This is a genomic window from Planococcus sp. RAB007_Raresut (genome assembly GCF_057369535.1).
Map to the genome: position 1 here is coordinate 275,348 of NZ_JBXYIF010000006.1, position 17,402 is coordinate 292,749.

At 46.7% G+C, this 17,402-nt stretch carries 18 protein-coding genes; 9 read left to right on the top strand and 9 right to left on the bottom strand.

The window, feature by feature from the left end:
- Positions 1 to 105: 105 nt before the first annotated feature.
- Positions 106 to 885 (bottom strand): 2-keto-4-pentenoate hydratase, encoded by a 780-nt coding sequence (locus AC2Q9J_RS14160; protein WP_101801881.1) that lies wholly within the window; start codon positions 883 to 885, stop codon positions 106 to 108.
- Between the two features lie 157 nt (positions 886 to 1,042).
- Positions 1,043 to 1,669 carry a YdeJ family lipoprotein gene (locus tag AC2Q9J_RS14165; RefSeq protein ID WP_499040921.1) on the bottom strand — a complete coding sequence of 209 codons (627 nt, stop codon included), beginning with the start codon at positions 1,667 to 1,669 and terminating at the stop codon, positions 1,043 to 1,045.
- Positions 1,670 to 2,262: 593 nt separating this feature from the next.
- Between AC2Q9J_RS14165 and AC2Q9J_RS14170 the strand changes: the two genes are divergently transcribed.
- The gene (locus AC2Q9J_RS14170; protein WP_499040923.1) at positions 2,263 to 2,604 is read left to right on the top strand and encodes a hypothetical protein; all 342 of its coding nucleotides are present in this window, start codon (positions 2,263 to 2,265) and stop codon (positions 2,602 to 2,604) included.
- Between the two features lie 354 nt (positions 2,605 to 2,958).
- Here the strand turns inward: AC2Q9J_RS14170 and AC2Q9J_RS14175 are convergent, their stop codons facing one another.
- Complete coding sequence (locus AC2Q9J_RS14175; RefSeq protein ID WP_499041073.1) at positions 2,959 to 3,813, bottom strand: glycerophosphodiester phosphodiesterase; 855 nt, start codon at positions 3,811 to 3,813, stop codon at positions 2,959 to 2,961.
- Positions 3,814 to 4,127: 314 nt separating this feature from the next.
- Between AC2Q9J_RS14175 and AC2Q9J_RS14180 the strand changes: the two genes are divergently transcribed.
- From AC2Q9J_RS14180 to AC2Q9J_RS14190, 3 genes are all read left to right on the top strand, one after another.
- The gene (locus tag AC2Q9J_RS14180; protein ID WP_158241158.1) at positions 4,128 to 4,289 is read left to right on the top strand and encodes a hypothetical protein; all 162 of its coding nucleotides are present in this window, start codon (positions 4,128 to 4,130) and stop codon (positions 4,287 to 4,289) included.
- Between the two features lie 24 nt (positions 4,290 to 4,313).
- Positions 4,314 to 4,586, top strand: coding sequence for a hypothetical protein (locus tag AC2Q9J_RS14185; RefSeq protein WP_281863964.1), 273 nt, complete (start codon positions 4,314 to 4,316; stop codon positions 4,584 to 4,586).
- Between the two features lie 127 nt (positions 4,587 to 4,713).
- On the top strand, positions 4,714 to 5,103 hold the full coding sequence (locus tag AC2Q9J_RS14190; RefSeq protein WP_101801886.1) for a VOC family protein: 390 nt from the start codon (positions 4,714 to 4,716) through the stop codon (positions 5,101 to 5,103).
- A gap of 334 nt (positions 5,104 to 5,437) precedes the next feature.
- Here AC2Q9J_RS14190 and AC2Q9J_RS14195 read toward each other — a convergent pair whose 3' ends face one another.
- The 4 genes from AC2Q9J_RS14195 to AC2Q9J_RS14210 form a co-directional block, all read right to left on the bottom strand.
- Positions 5,438 to 5,803, bottom strand: coding sequence for a hypothetical protein (locus AC2Q9J_RS14195; protein WP_472484073.1), 366 nt, complete (start codon positions 5,801 to 5,803; stop codon positions 5,438 to 5,440).
- A 150-nt stretch (positions 5,804 to 5,953) separates the two neighbouring features.
- Complete coding sequence (locus tag AC2Q9J_RS14200) at positions 5,954 to 6,433, bottom strand: DinB family protein (RefSeq protein WP_101801888.1); 480 nt, start codon at positions 6,431 to 6,433, stop codon at positions 5,954 to 5,956.
- A gap of 298 nt (positions 6,434 to 6,731) precedes the next feature.
- A complete protein-coding gene (locus AC2Q9J_RS14205) occupies positions 6,732 to 7,166 on the bottom strand; it encodes a DUF4181 domain-containing protein (RefSeq protein WP_499040926.1) in 435 nt (144 codons plus the stop codon).
- A 304-nt stretch (positions 7,167 to 7,470) separates the two neighbouring features.
- Complete coding sequence (locus AC2Q9J_RS14210; protein WP_499040927.1) at positions 7,471 to 9,540, bottom strand: penicillin-binding transpeptidase domain-containing protein; 2,070 nt, start codon at positions 9,538 to 9,540, stop codon at positions 7,471 to 7,473.
- Positions 9,541 to 9,714: 174 nt separating this feature from the next.
- On the opposite strand from AC2Q9J_RS14210, the gene AC2Q9J_RS14215 reads away from it, so the two are divergent.
- Positions 9,715 to 10,509 (top strand): DUF817 domain-containing protein, encoded by a 795-nt coding sequence (locus AC2Q9J_RS14215; protein WP_499040929.1) that lies wholly within the window; start codon positions 9,715 to 9,717, stop codon positions 10,507 to 10,509.
- Between the two features lie 240 nt (positions 10,510 to 10,749).
- On the opposite strand, the gene AC2Q9J_RS14220 is transcribed toward AC2Q9J_RS14215, so the two are convergent.
- Positions 10,750 to 11,304: a hypothetical protein gene (locus AC2Q9J_RS14220; RefSeq protein ID WP_499040930.1), complete on the bottom strand. Its 555-nt coding sequence runs from the start codon at positions 11,302 to 11,304 to the stop codon at positions 10,750 to 10,752.
- A gap of 136 nt (positions 11,305 to 11,440) precedes the next feature.
- Between AC2Q9J_RS14220 and AC2Q9J_RS14225 the strand changes: the two genes are divergently transcribed.
- The 4 genes from AC2Q9J_RS14225 (at position 11,441) to AC2Q9J_RS14240 (ending at position 14,588) form a co-directional block, all read left to right on the top strand.
- Complete coding sequence (locus AC2Q9J_RS14225; protein ID WP_499040932.1) at positions 11,441 to 12,490, top strand: hypothetical protein; 1,050 nt, start codon at positions 11,441 to 11,443, stop codon at positions 12,488 to 12,490.
- A 53-nt stretch (positions 12,491 to 12,543) separates the two neighbouring features.
- Positions 12,544 to 13,668 (top strand): hypothetical protein, encoded by a 1,125-nt coding sequence (locus tag AC2Q9J_RS14230; RefSeq protein WP_499040934.1) that lies wholly within the window; start codon positions 12,544 to 12,546, stop codon positions 13,666 to 13,668.
- Positions 13,669 to 13,755: 87 nt separating this feature from the next.
- Complete coding sequence (locus tag AC2Q9J_RS14235) at positions 13,756 to 14,181, top strand: ester cyclase (RefSeq protein ID WP_499040935.1); 426 nt, start codon at positions 13,756 to 13,758, stop codon at positions 14,179 to 14,181.
- A 35-nt stretch (positions 14,182 to 14,216) separates the two neighbouring features.
- A complete protein-coding gene (locus AC2Q9J_RS14240; RefSeq protein WP_499040937.1) occupies positions 14,217 to 14,588 on the top strand; it encodes a hypothetical protein in 372 nt (123 codons plus the stop codon).
- A gap of 421 nt (positions 14,589 to 15,009) precedes the next feature.
- Here the strand turns inward: AC2Q9J_RS14240 and AC2Q9J_RS14245 are convergent, their stop codons facing one another.
- The gene (locus AC2Q9J_RS14245) at positions 15,010 to 17,376 is read right to left on the bottom strand and encodes a M14 family zinc carboxypeptidase (protein WP_499040938.1); all 2,367 of its coding nucleotides are present in this window, start codon (positions 17,374 to 17,376) and stop codon (positions 15,010 to 15,012) included.
- Positions 17,377 to 17,402: the final 26 nt, after the last annotated feature.

The window sequence follows — 17,402 nt, forward strand, 5'->3', positions numbered from 1 at the left end:
ACCTCCAAACCGGTACAGTCGAAACTTGTACCGATTCGGAGGTGTTTTTTTGCGCACATAAATGCAGAGCCCTGCAAAGTTCTGTAGTATGTACAAGCGATTTTATTATGCTGAAAAAGTGATTTCCGCTTGGCCCAAAGTGGAGTATTTCACCGTATATGTGCCTTCTTCGGCGGCGAGCGGCGAGATGAATGTGCCCGATGAAATCACCATGCCTTTTGTTAAGGCTTTCCCGTTGGCCGCCAGCTTCCGGGACAGCCAGGCAACAGCTGAAGCGGGATTGTCCAGCACGGCAGAAGCCGTTCCTTCACTGATTTTCACGCCGTTGTGAAACAGTTCCATCTGGATATTCGCCAATTCCTCGAAGGATGGCGGGTACACAGGTTCTGAAATTACGACCAATCCGACCGCTGTGTTATCACAAATCAAGTCAGCCAAAGAGAAATTGGGAAACCAGTCTTTATACCGGGAATCCGGAACTTCAATACCGGCGGCAATCTTGCTTTTCCGTAAAACCTCTTCCTCGTCTGCTCCTGCAGAAAGATCTTTCGTTAAGATGAACATGATCTCGGTTTCAATCAGCGGCGAAAACAGGCTTGGAAGTGAAACCGTCTCCCCACTTTTTAGCACGTGCGACTTCAGCAACGTTCCATATGCCGGCTCATGCGTATTCGCGATCGCCTGCGTCGCCGCACTGGTCATGCTGATCTTATACCCGGCAAGCTCGCCTTGCCCGGCCGCGCTTAATGCATCGACCACTGCATCCTGTACAGCATAAGCCGTCTGTTCATCCACCGTATACTGATGGCGGATAAATTCTGTGGCCTCCCCCGCTTCATGTGCTTCTGTAATCTTTTCGGAAACTTCCTTCACAAGATTCGTCATTTTCACATCTCCAATTCAGTAAGGTTTAAAAATGATCATTTCTACTGGATGCATCATTTAACTATAAACTATCCCTCATTTCCCGGTGAGAGTCCAGTGTTAATTTGGCAGAATATTTCGCGTTAAATATTTTGTTACTGATTGGAGTTGCTTTTGTTTACTGCTGGGATTCCTGCAGTTCAATCAACCGTATGACGTCTTCATCATTTCCCGTATCAATCGCCACGAGTTCGGTGTCGTTGATGATTTCTTCATAGAAATCCTCCCCCGCCGGATACTGTCCGTCCCAGCGCAGCGGCACATTATAGACATTAATCGTGCCGTCCCCGTTGCCGCTGTATGTCACGGATCCATCGACCAGACGCGAACCGGCCAGCTGGATGACGTCTTCCGGATAAACGCCGCTCGTCTCATCATCGGGGTTGAGCGGCGTGCCCGCCGGGATTTGCTTCACGTACAAGCCGTCGAGTTCCTGGTTCGGCCCAAGCTGCAGCCACACTCTGGCGTATTCGATCTGTTCGCTGGAGTAGGCGTCCAGTGCTGATTCCGCTGTTTCAGCATCCGTGTTTTCTTCGTCTGCCGTCTCGGATTCTTCGGGCTCGGAGTCGTCTGTTTCTTCTTTTTCATCTTGGTCAGCTGCCGCGTTTTCATCTGCTTCCTCTGCTGGCGTTTCAGTTGCAGCGTTCGGAGTGGAATCTGTCACTTCCGGCTCCGGATCGTTGCCGCAGCCTGCCAACAGGGCGATTGCTGCGCTGAAATAAAAGGCTCTCGTCATCTTTTTCATGTGTTTTTTCGTTCCTTCCCAATATTGTTATTGGTGCAATGAATTATGTATGGTCTTGTGTCGGTGAGTGAGCACCTTTCTACCAATTTAACCCAAATCAAGGGAGGGTTCAAGATGGATTTGTGATTTGTGATGACGTATAGAATATGGTTGTTGTCGTATAGCTTGATTATTGTGTCGTATAGATCTGTTTTAGTGTCGTATAAATTGTTTTTCCTCACGGATAGCGCATTTTACTTAACGACTCCCAATTTTCATCCCCTCGCTCCAGGGCAAAGAGCTGATTGGTCGCAGTCCGCCGTGGCGGACTGCTGTGGGCGGGGCTGGTGGCCCCGCCCGTGTTTCGGCCAATAGGTGTTTTCACTTCTCGAACGAAGTCTTCTGATTTTCTTTTCTTTCTTACGGTTTTCGTATTTTATCTTACGTTTTTGATTTCTTATCTTACGGTTTCAGCTTTCTATCTTATGTTTTCGCCTCTCTATCTTACGAATGTGCTCAACCCACTCTCTTCATATAAAAGGTTTCCCGCTTTAGAATCGGGTATAGAACAACATACTGAAAATACGTTTTTTATTCCCGAAGGAGGAGTATATATGCATTATCAATTGAATCTGCACCTTTCGAGTGCGAAGAAGGATTATTATTGGCTGTTCAAGAGTGAAGAAGATACGATTTCAGTTTTCAATGAAGTGGTGGAGACCTTCCGGCAGTACGAACCGCGTGACGTTGATGCGTTTGCGAAGGAGAAACGGCGTGAGATTAATGAGACCGGCAAGAGCAATTCAGTGCAGATCGAAGTCGTGAAGGTCGATAAGGAAGCGATTATCCGCTCCGCATCTTATACGGAGATGTTTTATGAAGAAAAGCATTTTGATGATATTTACAGAACGTTGACGGACAGGCTGGGGACGCCGGAGGAGCAGTCCGTAAGCTAGCGCAGCGATGAAGAGACAGACGGACGTGTTCCGCAGGGTGCTTCTTACTGCTACATTTTATATCTAAAAAAACACATGGTTATTTCTCTTGGAAAACAAAAATAGCTAGATTATTTCTTTATAGAAAGCGGTTCTAAGACATGGAACAAAACAGCGAAGACTCCCAGGTGAGCAGGCGAATGCCGACGAAGTGCAAGATCCACTCGGGCGAAGTGAAACGAGACCGAGTTAGCTCAGCGCAAGCCACCAGGAAAGCGGAGCTGTTTTGTGGAATGTCGGTTTCCTAGCTTTCTCTCTCAACATGCTGAAAACCCGAGCGGCAATGCCACTCGGGTTTTTTACTATTAAATCTCTTTAATCCCCTCTGTTTTTCAGCACTTCATCCAAACGGTCCGGGAAGTTTGTAAACATGCCAGTGACCCCCCAATCCAACAACCGTTCCATGTCAGCTTTTGAATTCACGAGGAAAGGATGAATCAACAATTCATTTTCCCGAATTTTTTCGACGTACTCTTTATCAATACTCGTATAACTGGTCCCAATGCCAAGTGCATATTCTTTAATCGCTGATATCTCCTGATCAGTAATCGTTGCCGGTCCTGAATAGGAAATCAATTGGATCAAAGGAACTTCCGGATCCAATTCATGCATTTTCAATAGACTGTCAGCGCTGAAAGATTGAATCAGAACTTTACTGGATCGAGCATTTTCTCCAATCAGTTTATGTTTATCAAGAACCCGCATTAACTCTTCTTCCATTCCCGGATATACATTCGAAGCCTTGGTTTCGATATAGTATCTCGACCCTCTGCCAAACTCCCCAATAATTTCTTCCAAGGTCGGTACTGTAAGCCCTGCGTATTCCGGTTTCGCTTTATCCGGATAAGCTTCATTGAACCAGGATCCAGCATCAAGCTGCTTAATTTCTGCCAATGTCATGTCTTTAACAAATCCGGAACCATCAGTTGTTCTATCGACCGTATCATCATGCATGGCAATCAGAACTCCATCTTCAGTCATTTGCAAATCGACTTCTATAAAATCGCCCTTCATCTGCTCTCCCAATTCATATGCGGCTAATGTATGCTCAGGAGCATGACCGGAAGCACCCCGGTGTGCCACATTCAAAATTTCATTGGAATTGAGAGTAGAGCGCTCGCCATTTCCAAATTTTAAATTCAAATAAAGTAAAAATACCAGGCTCAACATCAATAAAATAACCAGACTATACGAAATTTTTTTCAAAGAATTCATCTCCTCGTTTTATTTTGAAAGCCAAAACAGAGAGAATCTTCTTTTTAATATTTTATTAAACTACTGCTTTTCTATTGTTCTTATAAACACTACTCCGATTATCGTAATAAATAAACAATATTGTATTCCTGGATTTGCACATGAAATTAACCATAAAATCTTGTTCAACTTTATGTAACCTCACATCATTTTATTAAACTGATGGAGTTTCTTTTTATTGAAACATTTTCCAAGTATAGCCGTATAGTAAGTACAAGGAGGGATGATTGATGATGGGTGACGCGATGTTTACGATATTTCCGGTTATAGGACTTTTACTTTCTTTATTGCCAATCGTAATTGCGATATTTGTAATTGTCATGTGGCTGAATTTGACGAAGGAACGCAATGCATATCTGAAGCAGATTGCTGAGGAGCTGCGCAGACGGTAGATATTCCGGGAGGGGATGGATCGGATGGATTTGATCAGGTTTTTATTTTTCAAGAAGAAGCATTTGGTTTATACGGCTTTTGGGCAAGACAGCTATTACCGGGCGTCGAGCCGTTTGAACGGCGCAGGGATCGACTTTGATGCGAAATTGAAAATAACTGCTAAAACATACGATTCATCCACGCATATGGCCGACCAGTTTGTGCGGAACGCGATTGTGGATACTACGGAATACGACTTTTTTGTGAAGAAAGAAGATAAGTATAAGGCAGAGCAGGCTCTGGTGAGAGAGAATTAATGAGCAAAATTTGTTGATGTCCTGGCATGAGTTATTGTCCGGACGTTTTTTATTTTCATAGAAGGTTTTTGGCATTGGCATCCCGAATTTTATTTCGTAGAAGATATTTGTCGAAGGAGTGGTTGGGTTGATCAAAAAGCTTGGGCAAGTGATGGTGTATGTGGCGGATCAGGACAAGGCGGTGAAATTCTGGACGGAGAAGGCTGGATTCACGGTGATTGCGGATGAGGGTTCGGAGGAGATGGGCATCCGGTGGATCGAGATTGCGCCGGCGGAGGATTCAGCGACGACGATTGTTCTGCATGACAAGGAAGTCATTTCGAAGATGTCACCGGAGCTGAATCTGGGCACGCCTTCGCTGATGTTCTATACGGACAATGTCGACAAGCTGTACGCGGATTTCAAGGAACGTGGCGTGGTGACCGGCGAGCTGGTGAATATGGGCATCGGCCGCAGCTTCAATTTTGCGGATGATGAAGAGAATTATTTTGCGGTGATGGAGCTGTTGGAGGAGTGATTTAAAACGCCTGGACACTTTTGTGTCCGGGCGTTTTAGTTTTTGAATAAAGTAACGTAAAAAACGATATTGCGTAAAACAGCTTCGCTTTCCTGGGGGCTTGCGCTGAGCTAACTCGGGCTAGGTCCCCTTCGCCCGAGTGGATCTCAACACTTCGCCGAAATGGAGTTGGAAAACCAACTCCATTTCTACTCCCTTGGGAGTCTTCGCTATTTTACTCCATATCTCAGGATCCTTTTTATAGTTTAAGAAAATCTGAAAATAAATTTAGAAATTGGCAAATTCTCTACACCTTAATAATTTTCCAGCTAACAACTGCTCAGACGTTTTAACGTTAGAACCGATAATCACGGATGCCGGCGTTCCCTCCTTTTGTGATATTGCGCGGGATGAAATGCGTTTTCTCCAGCCGGCGCGAGTAGGACCATTCAATTTCGATGACCACCCGGATCAGCATCCAAATGGAGAGTGCTGTCTGCAGCACCATCATACCGATGAATAAAGCTTCGGAAGCGATATTCCACGCAATGAATATTCCGATCAGCAGCAGCACTTGTGCCGCCAGCACTTTTCTCACACGCATGAGCAACGACAGCCACAGCACGACAATCGCCGGGATGAACAGCCATAAATTTCCCTGCATAAGTGACAAGAACGAAACGTCCTGGGTTAATGTTGGAATGAAAGATAAACTGAACATGTGAATCCTTCCTTTCTTATTTTTATGTATTCGTGGAAACGTTCCGTTCTTTAATTTCATCTTATGCCTGTTTATCGGTGATTCCCTTGATGGGCGTCAAGTTTTTGCATATGAAAAGAGGACAAAGATATCACTCTTTGCCCCCCTGCTTTATTGATTATCGCTTAATCCCCTGCCCAACAAATCCGCTGACACCGGTTCGCGGTCCAGTTCCCGTGACCAGACCGATAATTGGCCGATGTGATGGATTTCGTGCGCGATGATATGGCGCATCACTTCGCCCCACGGATCGGTGTATTTGGTGCCGTCTTTGCCGGTGGAAACGAGCACGCGGTCTTCCATGCTGCTGTCCCAATTGGCGACAAACTCCTCGACTTCCGGCTTGAACCGGGCATCCAGTTCGCGCACTTTTTCCAAGCTTCGGTAGCTTTCGAAGTCTTCCTTGAAATCATCTTCCCCTTTTAACACGCGGATCCAGCTCCATTCCACGTCAATGTTGTGGAACAGCGTTTCCAGGATGCTGCCGACGCCCCCTGTCCGTTTCTTCAGCAATTCCTCTTCACTGACTCCTTCGCACCATGCGTACCATTCTTCCCTGACTTTCCAATTGTAATGAAACAGCATTTTCATGAGAGACCTCCAATTGAAGTTGATGTGTTGTTAATAATCTATTCCTTGTGTGAGCTAGATATTCCTCTATTTTGCTTTACTCCCAACTTTGGTCCGAATACTCCCAACTTCATGCGATTTACTCCCAACTTTGCTGTGTTTACTCCCAACTTCACCGCTTTTACTCCCAACTCGCAATAAACTGCCCTGGGCCACTTGGGCCAGGGCAGTTTTCGGTCTTTCGCACTTTCGCTTTTCGCCTGCGAAAAGCATCCATTTGGGTTTTGACTGGTGAATAACCCTTAACATCATTCACAGATTATAATAATCCCCAGAAATCAGTCAGGTATAACGTTAAGAAAATGAACATAATAAAAACACTTTCACTGATTGTCACTTTATATCTGTTTCTGTTTTCCGCATACTTATGCTCCATTATTGCTTTCGCTGTTTGCGAACTGAAGATAAAAAGAAGCAGAATAAACCAGGTTTGGAAAAACCAGAACCACTCGGTTGGATTCCGTGTGCTGTTTATAGCGAATCCTATTATCAGAAGAGCAATCGTCGAAAGCCTGATCGTCCAATCAACTTTCTTATGTTTTTCATTTATATGGTTATAGGAGAAGAGTTTCTGCCGCTCCACTTTGAATATTTTTCTTGTGATGAAGTTGAATGCCATAAGCGAAAGAATTACAACTGCCATCAGCAATAGCCATTTCCACCAAAAATCCGGGTCTCCTCCTTGTTCATACATAAATAAATTGCCCCTTTATCTCTTATTTCGTCTAATTCAAGCTTAACATAAATATTCTGAATAAAATGGTAAAAGAGGAGGATTTATACAGTCATTCTATTATTAAGTTTTATCTCATCTTGAAAACAAACGGCAGGTGCTGCCACCAAAAAATTTATGCCCAACTTCATGCGGAATATGCCCAACTTTACTCCTTTTATGCCCAACTTTGACCCGAATATGCCCAACTTCACCCGTTTTATGCCCAACTCACCAAAAACCCTCAAAAAAAGAAGCAGCCGCAGCCGCTTCTTCCCTCTCGTCTTTATTCCTTATGCGCCTTCAACACGCCCGCCACTTTGCCGGCCACATAATCACTGCCGTTCGACTCGTCTTCGATCCCCTCAATCATCATCGCGATGATGGCGTTCGGGTTCTCGGAATCGTAGCCGACGAAATAGCCGTTTTCCTTGCCTGCGTCACCTGTGCGCATCTTGAGTTCAGCAGTGCCTGTTTTGCCGGCAACGGCGACTTCGCCGATATTGGCCGACTTCGCGTAGCCGTCAGTGATAGCGCTTCGCATCGCTGTCTGCAACAGCTCCGCATGGTCGTCGCTTACCAGGTCCTCTTTCCAAACGGTCGGCTCATCTTCCTCCAGGAAGATCGATGCTTCGTACATCGTGCCGCCGTTCAGGAGCGGCTCGTACATTGCCGCGAGATGCAGGATGTTGACGAGCATCTGCCCCTGGCCGTAAGCCGTGTCCGCTGTCTGGCCGTCGGAACCGAGCGAGCCGTTATTGGTGATCTGTGACGGCTGCAGGTTCAGCACGAACGGAATATCTTCCGTGAAGCCGAAGTCCTTGAAGTCGTCGATCATGTCTTCGCGGCCGATATCCAGCCCTTTTTGCGCGAAATAAATATTGTCCGAATAGACCAATGCTTTGTGTAAATCGACCGGATTTTTGACGTCATCGTGAAGGCGCGTAATATGGAAGCCGCCCCATGAACCGTTCAGCTGCCAGCGTTTGCCTTCGATGTCGATGCCTTCTTCCGGATCGATGGCTCCCGTTTCAAGCCCGATTGCCGCGGTCACCGGTTTGATTGCCGAGCCTGGTGAATAGGAAGCGGCAAAACGGTTGAACAGCGGTTTGTTCTTGGCGTCATTCAACTCCTGGTAGCGCGAGCCGGTGATGCCTTTCACGAATTCGTTCGGGTTATAGGATGGTGAGCTGACGAGCGCCAGCGTTTCACCGGTTTCCGGGTCGACCGCAGCACTGGCGCCAGGTTCACCCGCCATGGATTCGAATATCGATTTCTGCAGTTCGGCGTCGATCGTCAGTTTGATGACTTCGCCTTCGCCTGCATCATTTTCGTACAGTGTTACAGGATCTGCGCCTGATGCCGTTTTATGGGCGATGACCTGCATGCCGGGTTTGCCGCGCAACCGTTCTTCCAGCGCCCGCTCCAAGCCTTGGCGGCCGATCATATCATTCGGGCCGTAGCCCTGATCTTCCAATTGTTCTAATTGCTCGCCGGTAATCGGCCCGATATAACCGGACAGATGCGCCAGCGCTTCGCCATACGGATATTCACGGAAAGCCGAAGGTTCCTGTTTCGTGCCCGGCACCGCGAAGACGCGGTCAAGCGTTAGCTGATCGCTCGACGGCACTTGTTTGATCGGCACGAAATAATGCGGCTGCACCCAGCTTTTATTCATGGCGGCTTCGATTTCCGATACATCGATCTCGAGTGCCCGGGCAAGTTTTTCCTTCTGCTCCGGCGTATTGAAATTCTGCGGCACGACGCCGACCATCATGGCATCGCTGTTGACGGCAATCGGTTTGTCGTTGCGGTCGACGAGCTCACCGCGCTTCGGTTCGGTCAAACGCACCTCGACTTCATCGCCCATTTCAAGACGCGGCAAAATATATGTCGGGTTCCATTCAACGAACCAATCCTCCATTTCCTGATGGGTCTCGTACAAGAGCGTCAGCGTCTGGTCGAATTCGATTGGCCCCGCCATCGTCTCCATTTCGACGTGGATATCGAAATCCGCCGGCATATCCGTCGTATAATCCACCGCTTCTTCCGGTGGTGTATAGGTCACATTGACATCACTGACGCCGAGCTGTTCATAAATCTCTTCCTGCCATGCCACAAAACTTTGGGAACCGTAGACGTCTTTCGAACCCTGGTTCAGGAAGGAACCGTACATCTTCGAAAATTCCTGGTTATTCCACAGCTCGATGTATTGCTGCGCCCGCGTTTCCGCCTGCGACGTCTCTTCCGCTTTCGCTTCGTCCGGCGTCGCTTCTTCTTCCGGTTCTTCCTGACAGCCTGCAAGGAGAATGATCAAAAGTATAAATGCAAAAATCCCGAGAAGTTTTTTGTCCATCCGTTTCCCTCCATTCAATTGTGCTCAAGCGACATTACCCATATTCTATATAAATATAAGTTCTCTGTAAATTCTGATAATCCTTTATTTTTCTGCCCCGAAACCTGCCATTCATACTTTCGTCCTGTTAAGTTAAGAGCTTTAGCACGCAAATAAAACCGGAGGTGCCGAACCGTGAAATACCTGATCCATTTTACGTGGCAGCAAGCGCTTGCCTGCATCTTCCCGCTCATCATCTTCGCTACGCTGGCCGTTTCGAAATTTGTCGAGATTCCCTATTTGCCCCGCTATGATTTCCTGCTGATCGCCTGCCTTCTCGGACAGGTTTTCATGCTGGCGTCCGGCCTCGAGACGAAAGACGAACTGAAGACGATCTGCGTCTTTCACTTGATCGGGCTGGCACTCGAAATCTTCAAAGTGCATATGGGTTCCTGGGCCTATCCCGAGGAGGCCTACAGCAAAGTGTTCGGCGTGCCGCTCTACAGCGGATTTATGTACGCAAGCGTCGCGAGTTACATCATCCAGTCGTGGCGGCGACTCGATCTGCAGATGATCCACTGGCCGAAAGCCGTTTACGCCGGCGGCATCAGCGCGCTGATCTACCTGAACTTTTTCACGCATCATTTCTCGTATGATGTGCGCTGGGTGCTGAAAGCGCTGCTGGTTGTCGTGTTCTTCAAGACGTTCGTGTCGTTCCGCCTGCTCGACCGCGTCTTCAAGATGCCGCTCCTGATAGCGTTCGTGCTGATCGGCTTCTTCATCTGGATCGCCGAAAACATCACCACCTTTTTCGGCGCCTGGCAATACCCCGACCAGCAAGCCGCCTGGACCATCGTCCACATCGGCAAGATCAGTTCCTGGGCGCTATTGGTCATCATCAGCATCATCATTGTCGCCCAGCTGAAGCGGGTGAAGAGCGGGCTTGGGGAGAGGGAGCTTGTTGGTGAGAGTGAATTTAAACTGGAGTAAACTCCAAAAGAAAGCAGCTGCGATCGCCGCAGCTGCTTTTTTGTGGGGGTTTGGTGGTGGCGATGTCGTATAGGTTCGATTTGGTGTCGTATAGCCGATTTTTAGTGCCGTATAGATTGCTTATGTTGTCGTATAGCGGCGTTATAGTGACGTATAAACTTTTTTGCCTGAAATATCCCCGTATAAATCCATTCATCTAGTAAAAGATCTGGATGGTCACAGCTGCTTTCTTTTATTCCATTAAAAATGCAGAAATTGTTCGTAACCCTCCGCGAAAAAGTTGAACCTGTTGTCGATGGCGGGTTCCGGAAGGACAAAGGTCAAAAAGTATTTCCCATCATATTCATAGGTAACTTTGTAAAACCAATGCTCCTCGGTCTTTTCTTCATTTTTATAGACAGTCACACGGTGTTTCGAAAGCACTTGAAAATCTTCGACATAATCATTCTGAAATGTCTCTTTAGCGGCAAGCTCCGCGATAGCCAGTTCATCAGCGTCTGTTAATGCCACGCCTTTTTCAATGACGGCATATTGGTCGGCATAATCTCCGCCTTTATCCAAATACTGCTCCACCACATAAATATTTTCACTGTCGTAATAGCCATAGTTTCGGGGAGTCAGCAGAAACGCCCCTTCGACTTCCCCGAATTCCACCAGATCCCGTTCGTGCACCATTTCCTCGACTTCGCCTTGATTGGGTGTCGGTTCATAGCTCACGATGAACCACATGGCAAGATAGCCGACGGCAAATACTGCAGCGAGTCCAGCCAGGACCATCAAAAACCGTTTCCGCATCGCTACTCCCCCTCCTGATTTCCGTTTTCAAACGCCTTTTTAAAAGCCGCGTTTCTTTCAGTTAATATTACCAAAAAAATCCATGACAATATACAGAATTGTGGTTTAATTAGAGTAGAGCTGGAGGGGGATAATAGTGAGCAAAACGATGAAAATTATTCTAAGTGTGGTTGGCCTGTTCGTTGCCTTGATTGCAGTCAGTATCGGCTATCTCTATTTTCAATTCTCTCCGTTGATGGGCAATGCTCCACCTGATTATGTCGTCAAAAATTATATAGAAGAAAAATATGGCTTTGAAATAGATATTATCGAGACACGGACGTATGGAATGGGCGCATCGCCTGAATTCATCGTATCCCCTGAAACAGATGAAAATATTCGCTTTAATGTCATTGTTGATTCTTCCGATCATTCAGTAATCGAAGATGATTATTCATACGCACTGGAAGCAGATAAAGAATTTCAGAAATTAAAAACCGTTATTCCGGTTATCGAGGAAATGGGTTTCACAGGTGAAGAGCATCCCGATATTCGGTTGAATTATAATTACGAATCCATTTCTTTAATCTTGATGGATCATGAAGGTATAAATTTTAAAATGTTTGCGGCAGATGGACTGGACCGTTACTACGCCCTCTACCAGTTGATCGTGGAGAGTCAGGCCGACATTGATAATATTGTTATCGCCGATGAATCCTCCTCCTATTCCCTGGATCTTTTCATGGAATCACTCGCTGCAGCTAAAAATAAAGAAGAGTTTTTGACCATTTTAAAGACATACCATCCCCTAATAGTTTCCCATGAATTGGTGCGCCAGCTGCAAGATGAAGCAGCGGCTATTGAAAACGAGCGTTTCTATTTTGGCAATCAATTTGCCAAAGAGCACGGAAATGACGAAGACCCTTGGTTACACTGTATAGAAGTAAGCGAAACTGCCGAATGCACATCTGCTCATATAACAATTACGTACCAGGAAGATGGCTTCACTTCGGGCAACCTTTATTTTGCGGAAGACCTGGAAACAATCTTTGGCTTTATCGCAACGCATCTGGAACCAGAAATCCGGGTGGAAACCATTTCTCTGGAAGCAGACGATCTGTCGGGTGACAGCCTGGAAATTGGATATGAAGAGCGGATGAAATATGAGGATGTGGATGAGCTGATTGCGTTTTTATTGAATGAATAGTAATCGCTCTCTGTACCGCCAATGTTAAATTGTAGAATCGAGGGATAAAAACTGTGAACAAAAAAATGATAGTCCTCTTATGTATAGCCGGATTTTTTATCGCAACAATCGCACTTGCCTTTAGTTTTTTCTATTCGAAGGAAACTCCGTTATCGAATAAAACTGAGACTGAAACCACAGTAAATGAAACCAAAGCTGAGGAAGCATCGGAAGAAATCGAACCGGAACCTGAGTTGACTGAGACCGAGCAATTGGCGAAAGATTATGCGGAAGAAAAATATGGCTTTGAAGTGGATGTTGTCGAAGATGACTGGGCTGTAGTTGGCGCACCGGATGAAGTGATCGTATCACCGACAAATAATAAAGACATCAGTTTCCGAGTGGTAACTGACCCTTCTAATTTTACGGTAATTGAAGATGACTATCATTTTGCTTTAGAAGCAGACAAAGAATTTCAAAAGCTAAAACCTGTTCTGCCTGCTATCGGAGAGTTGGGTTTCACTGGAGTTGCGAATACCAATATTCGCATTAGTTACAATCATGACTCCGTTTACTTATTTCTTGAAAGCAAAACAGACGTTAGTTTTGAAAACTTTGCGGAAGAAAATTTGGATCGTTACTATGAGTTATATAGACTGATCAGAATGAGTGAAGCTGAAATAGGCAGTTATGCCGTGGCTGGGAGCAAGCTTGATGAAGGTATATCTTTATACTGGGATCCATTAGCCAAACTCTACAATAAAGAAGAATTCTTAATATTGATGAAGGAAACGCATAAAGAAATTATAAATCATGAAATTGAAAGCCAGTATGCCACAGAAGTGAAAAATCTTAATAATGATCGTTTCAATTTCGGAAACCATTATGATCACACATACGATGATCCTTTTGACTCCTGGTTATACTGCACTGAAGTTAACGAGGCTGCAGAATGTACTTCTGCAGTGCTATCGGTTACTTATCAAGAAGATAAGCTCAACGCGGGCAATCCTCATTTAAAAGAAGATTTGACGTCAATTTTCACATTTATCGAGATGCATCTGGAACCTGAAATCAAAATCGAGTTTGTTTATATTGATGGAAAAGTTCCATCACTAGAAAAGTTAGAGATCGGATATGAAGATCGGATGAAATATGAGGATGTTGATGAGCTGATTGCGTTTTTATTGAATGAATAAGTATGAGTTTTGCTGTCCCTTTATGAAACTTATCTGGAAGTAATTACGTATGTTATATCATTAATGACGGTATGGAGGTAAACGACGGTGAGCAGTGAGAAAAGAATGGTTGCGGAGCGATGGTTTGCGGAGTATTTTACAAAAGGCGATTTGAGCGTGCTGGACGAATTGACGACGGAAGATTTCATCTACCATTCAAGGAACGGCGAAAATTCCCGTGAGCAGATGAAAGGTTTTATGAAGTGGTACCGGCAGGTTTTCCATGACGACGAGTGGACTTTGGACGATGTAATCGAGCAGGACAATAAGCTGGTCGTGCGCTATACAGGCTGGATGACGTACAAAGGCGGCTGGTTCAATATTCCGGCTGAGGATCAGCGCGTCAAGGAAACGGGTATGATCCTGTTTACATTTACAGATGGAAAAGTCAGTGAGATGTGGTGCGAGAACAGCGATGCGGCGATTCTTTATGAACTCGGCGCATTAGCGAAGAATACGCATGAAGTGTTCTGATTCACTGTGAATAAATGAAATGGGGAGGCTGGAATATGGAGAACTTTACAGGCTATATTTTTGTGGCGCTGACGATATTGGGATTCGGTTATGCGCTGGTTTGGCAGATTCGGGATACATGGGAAATCAAGCGCACAACCAGATGGGAAACGCGTTTCGCTAAAAGAAAGCTTGTCGGCCATTATTTGATGGTCATCGCCTTCGCCGGATTCTTCAGTTCATATTTTCTGAATGTGGCGGTGGGCACGCTGTCTCATATTCGTCCGGATACTGTGCAGCACGCGCTCGTCAACAGCAATAACACGGGGTTTGCCTGCTTCCTATTTTTAGCGGCGTTTCTCATTTCTAAATTTATGATTGTGCCAAAAGAAGAGCAAGAGCAGCGTTTGTTGAAGTTGAAAATTTAAATGCGCTTTATATAGCATAAGCTACGGATGAATCCGTGGCTTCTTTTTTATGGGGTTAGATATCGTATGGCGGATTTTTAGTGTCGTATAGATTGCTTTTGGTGTCGTATAACGGGGATTTAGTGTCGTATAGACGCAATATCCTCACGTATCCCAATCCACATCCCCTCACTCGCCTGGAGATCCGATTGGTCGCAGTCCGCCGCGCGGACTGCTGGGGCGGGGCTTCGGCCCCCGCCCGTTTTTGGCCAATAAGGGGTTTTGTTCTTTGAGAGACTGTTAGATGTCGTATGGCGGATTTTTAGTGTCGTATAGATTGCTTTTGGTGTCGTATAGCCTCGATTTGCTGCCGGATAAGCCCATTATGCTAACACTCCACCACACAAAAAAGAGAGGAGCCACCCAGGCTCCTCTCTCATCTTTATTTCGTGAACAATGCGTTAGACACCAAACGGAACAGGTAATCGGTGTGGTCGCGGAATGTTGGCTCGAGACCGATCAGCGTTACGTCCTTGTCGTTTTCCTGGATTAATACCGGCTGGCTGGTCGCGGCTTCGTTGCCTTTCCAGTGGCCGGCGATGAAGAAGTCGCCTTCATCGTAAGAGGCTTGTACTTCGTCTTCTTCGACTCCGCCATACCAAACTGGACGGTAGACGAAACCGATATCGTCCTGGCTGTAGCCCGCTGTCAGGCCGCTGCCATCGTAATCGACAGACACGATGCCGTTGCTGTTATAGCCGCCGACGTTGACTGTCGCGTCGGTCAAACCGAGCGATTTAGTCGCGCGGGATGCACCAGCGCCTGCCGCGATGTATTTGCCGCCGTCCGCGATGAAGCTTTCGACGTTCGCTTTGAAAGCATCAAATTGTGCAGGATTCTCGAATCCGAATTCCTGGTTCGCTGCATTATGGCGAGTTGCGATCAAGCTTTCAGTGCCGTTGTAAATGAAGGCATCAAATCCGCTAAGACCCGCTTCCGCCACTTCAACTGGCGACAATTCCGTGACTTCAAATCCGAGACGCTCGAGTGCCAGGTTCATACCCGCGTGCGTCTGTTGTTTATTCATCCCGCCGTCTTCAAGCAAGGCCACTTTGACGGAAGAAATCGCTTCAGCGTCAGCCGGAACTTTTGACGACTCGATTTGCAGGCCGGATTCTTTTACGGCTGCCGCGATTTTATTGGCAGGAGCTTCTGTGTAGAAATCACCTTCCGCACTGCGCTTCACTTCAACGCCTGAAGCGAGCAAGTTGTTGACGAGCTCGACCGCTTGGACGGAAGAATTCGGAATGATGAACGGCCCTTTACCGGAAACGGCGCCCTGGTTCTTCACTTCTTTAACTTTCGCTGCCGCCACATCAACAGCCGTTGTCACAGGATTTGCCTCGAAGCCCCAAAGTTCAGGCAGGCTCCATGCAGAAATATCGTACATGGAAGGCGTGTCGTTCGTGATATCCTCGCCGTCCCACAGGAATGTGTTGGCAAGACCGGCTTTCGCCTGATCCATATGGACGATATAAGAACCTTTTTCGTATGTTACGCCTTCAACAGTGAACGCTTTGGAAGCGCGCACGACGTCGATGTCGTTTTTGATCAAATGATTGACCGCTTTTTCAGTGACAGTCGGATCTTGTTCATCAACCGGCAGGACATAAGCTTTCGGGAAGAAACCTTCTGCGTGCGTCGGGTGGTCGAAATTGATGCCGCGTTCGAACACTTCCATCTGGTCAGAGATCATTTCCTGTTTATTGTCTGTCGCGTATTTCAATGCGCCCATGACCGCATCGTACATCCATTTCACGCCGTCTTCATCGTTGGTCGGCGCTTCAAGTGTGTGGCCATAAGCTCCGTGATACATCGCGTACATTGGAGTGAAAATCGGTGGATAATCATCCCAGCCAGCTGCGTCATCGCGCTGCGGCACGTAAGTACCCGTCATGTCCTGATAAAGCGCGCCTTCGTATTCGGCTTTATTGTCCATGATTTCCGCTTCCATTGCTTCGGCTTGGCCGTAAGCCCATTTATTGTACAGGTCGTATTCGTAGTTCGGATTATGCGGCGGCGTACATGGCTCGATCAAGCCCTGCTTGTTCGGCGCATAATTTTTTACGTAGCCGTGGGTATCCAGGAACACCATCGGATTCCATTCGGTAATCAAATCAACCGTCTGTTGCGTTTCCGGCTGCGACTGCGTGACGAAATCGCGGTTCAAATCGATGCCCTCACCGTTAAAACGCGTTGCGTCGACACGGCCATCCGGGTTTGCCACGACATTGAAAATGAGGACATTATTCGCCAAGATCTCTTTTGTCGTGTCATCATTTTGAGTCGCAAAACGCTCGATCAGCTGCATGGTCGCGTCACTGCCGACAAATTCCGTACCGTGAATCGATCCGTTGATCATGATTGGCACTTTGAAATCCGGATTCTCCGCTACCCAATCCTGTGCTTTCGCCGGATTTTTGAACATCTGCTTGCGCAAAGCCTGGATCTTGCCGAACTTACCTTGTGACTGCGGATCCGCAATCGTCACGACGTATAACGGATGACCGTCAGACGAAGTGCCTGTCACTTCCACTTTCACACGGTTCGACGATTTCGCAATTTCCTCAAGCTTCGGTCCGATGGCCGAAAACTTCATGAAATCGTAATTCTCGCTGTTGAATTTGCTGCCGTCCTGCTCTTCAAGCGCATTTACGTATGTAACTTTCGGCGATTCCGCCACAACCGATGACCACGGCGCAGACGCCAAAAGGCTCGCTGCCAATAAAACACTGACTGACTTCTTCATTTTCCACTCTCCCCTATCCGAATAAA

What these genes read in the sequence shown, in the direction of transcription:
- AC2Q9J_RS14160 (WP_101801881.1), bottom strand. Translation starts at nt 885, where the DNA reads ATGACGAATCTTGTGAAGGAAGTTTCCGAAAAGATTACAGAAGCACAT.
- AC2Q9J_RS14165 (WP_499040921.1), bottom strand. Translation starts at nt 1,669, where the DNA reads ATGAAAAAGATGACGAGAGCCTTTTATTTCAGCGCAGCAATCGCCCTG.
- AC2Q9J_RS14170 (WP_499040923.1), top strand. Translation starts at nt 2,263, where the DNA reads ATGCATTATCAATTGAATCTGCACCTTTCGAGTGCGAAGAAGGATTAT.
- AC2Q9J_RS14175 (WP_499041073.1), bottom strand. Translation starts at nt 3,813, where the DNA reads ATGTTGAGCCTGGTATTTTTACTTTATTTGAATTTAAAATTTGGAAAT.
- AC2Q9J_RS14180 (WP_158241158.1), top strand. Translation starts at nt 4,128, where the DNA reads ATGATGGGTGACGCGATGTTTACGATATTTCCGGTTATAGGACTTTTA.
- AC2Q9J_RS14185 (WP_281863964.1), top strand. Translation starts at nt 4,314, where the DNA reads ATGGATTTGATCAGGTTTTTATTTTTCAAGAAGAAGCATTTGGTTTAT.
- AC2Q9J_RS14195 (WP_472484073.1), bottom strand. Translation starts at nt 5,803, where the DNA reads ATGTTCAGTTTATCTTTCATTCCAACATTAACCCAGGACGTTTCGTTC.
- AC2Q9J_RS14200 (WP_101801888.1), bottom strand. Translation starts at nt 6,433, where the DNA reads ATGAAAATGCTGTTTCATTACAATTGGAAAGTCAGGGAAGAATGGTAC.
- AC2Q9J_RS14205 (WP_499040926.1), bottom strand. Translation starts at nt 7,166, where the DNA reads ATGTATGAACAAGGAGGAGACCCGGATTTTTGGTGGAAATGGCTATTG.
- AC2Q9J_RS14210 (WP_499040927.1), bottom strand. Translation starts at nt 9,540, where the DNA reads ATGGACAAAAAACTTCTCGGGATTTTTGCATTTATACTTTTGATCATT.
- AC2Q9J_RS14220 (WP_499040930.1), bottom strand. Translation starts at nt 11,304, where the DNA reads ATGCGGAAACGGTTTTTGATGGTCCTGGCTGGACTCGCTGCAGTATTT.
- AC2Q9J_RS14240 (WP_499040937.1), top strand. Translation starts at nt 14,217, where the DNA reads ATGGAGAACTTTACAGGCTATATTTTTGTGGCGCTGACGATATTGGGA.
- AC2Q9J_RS14245 (WP_499040938.1), bottom strand. Translation starts at nt 17,376, where the DNA reads ATGAAGAAGTCAGTCAGTGTTTTATTGGCAGCGAGCCTTTTGGCGTCT.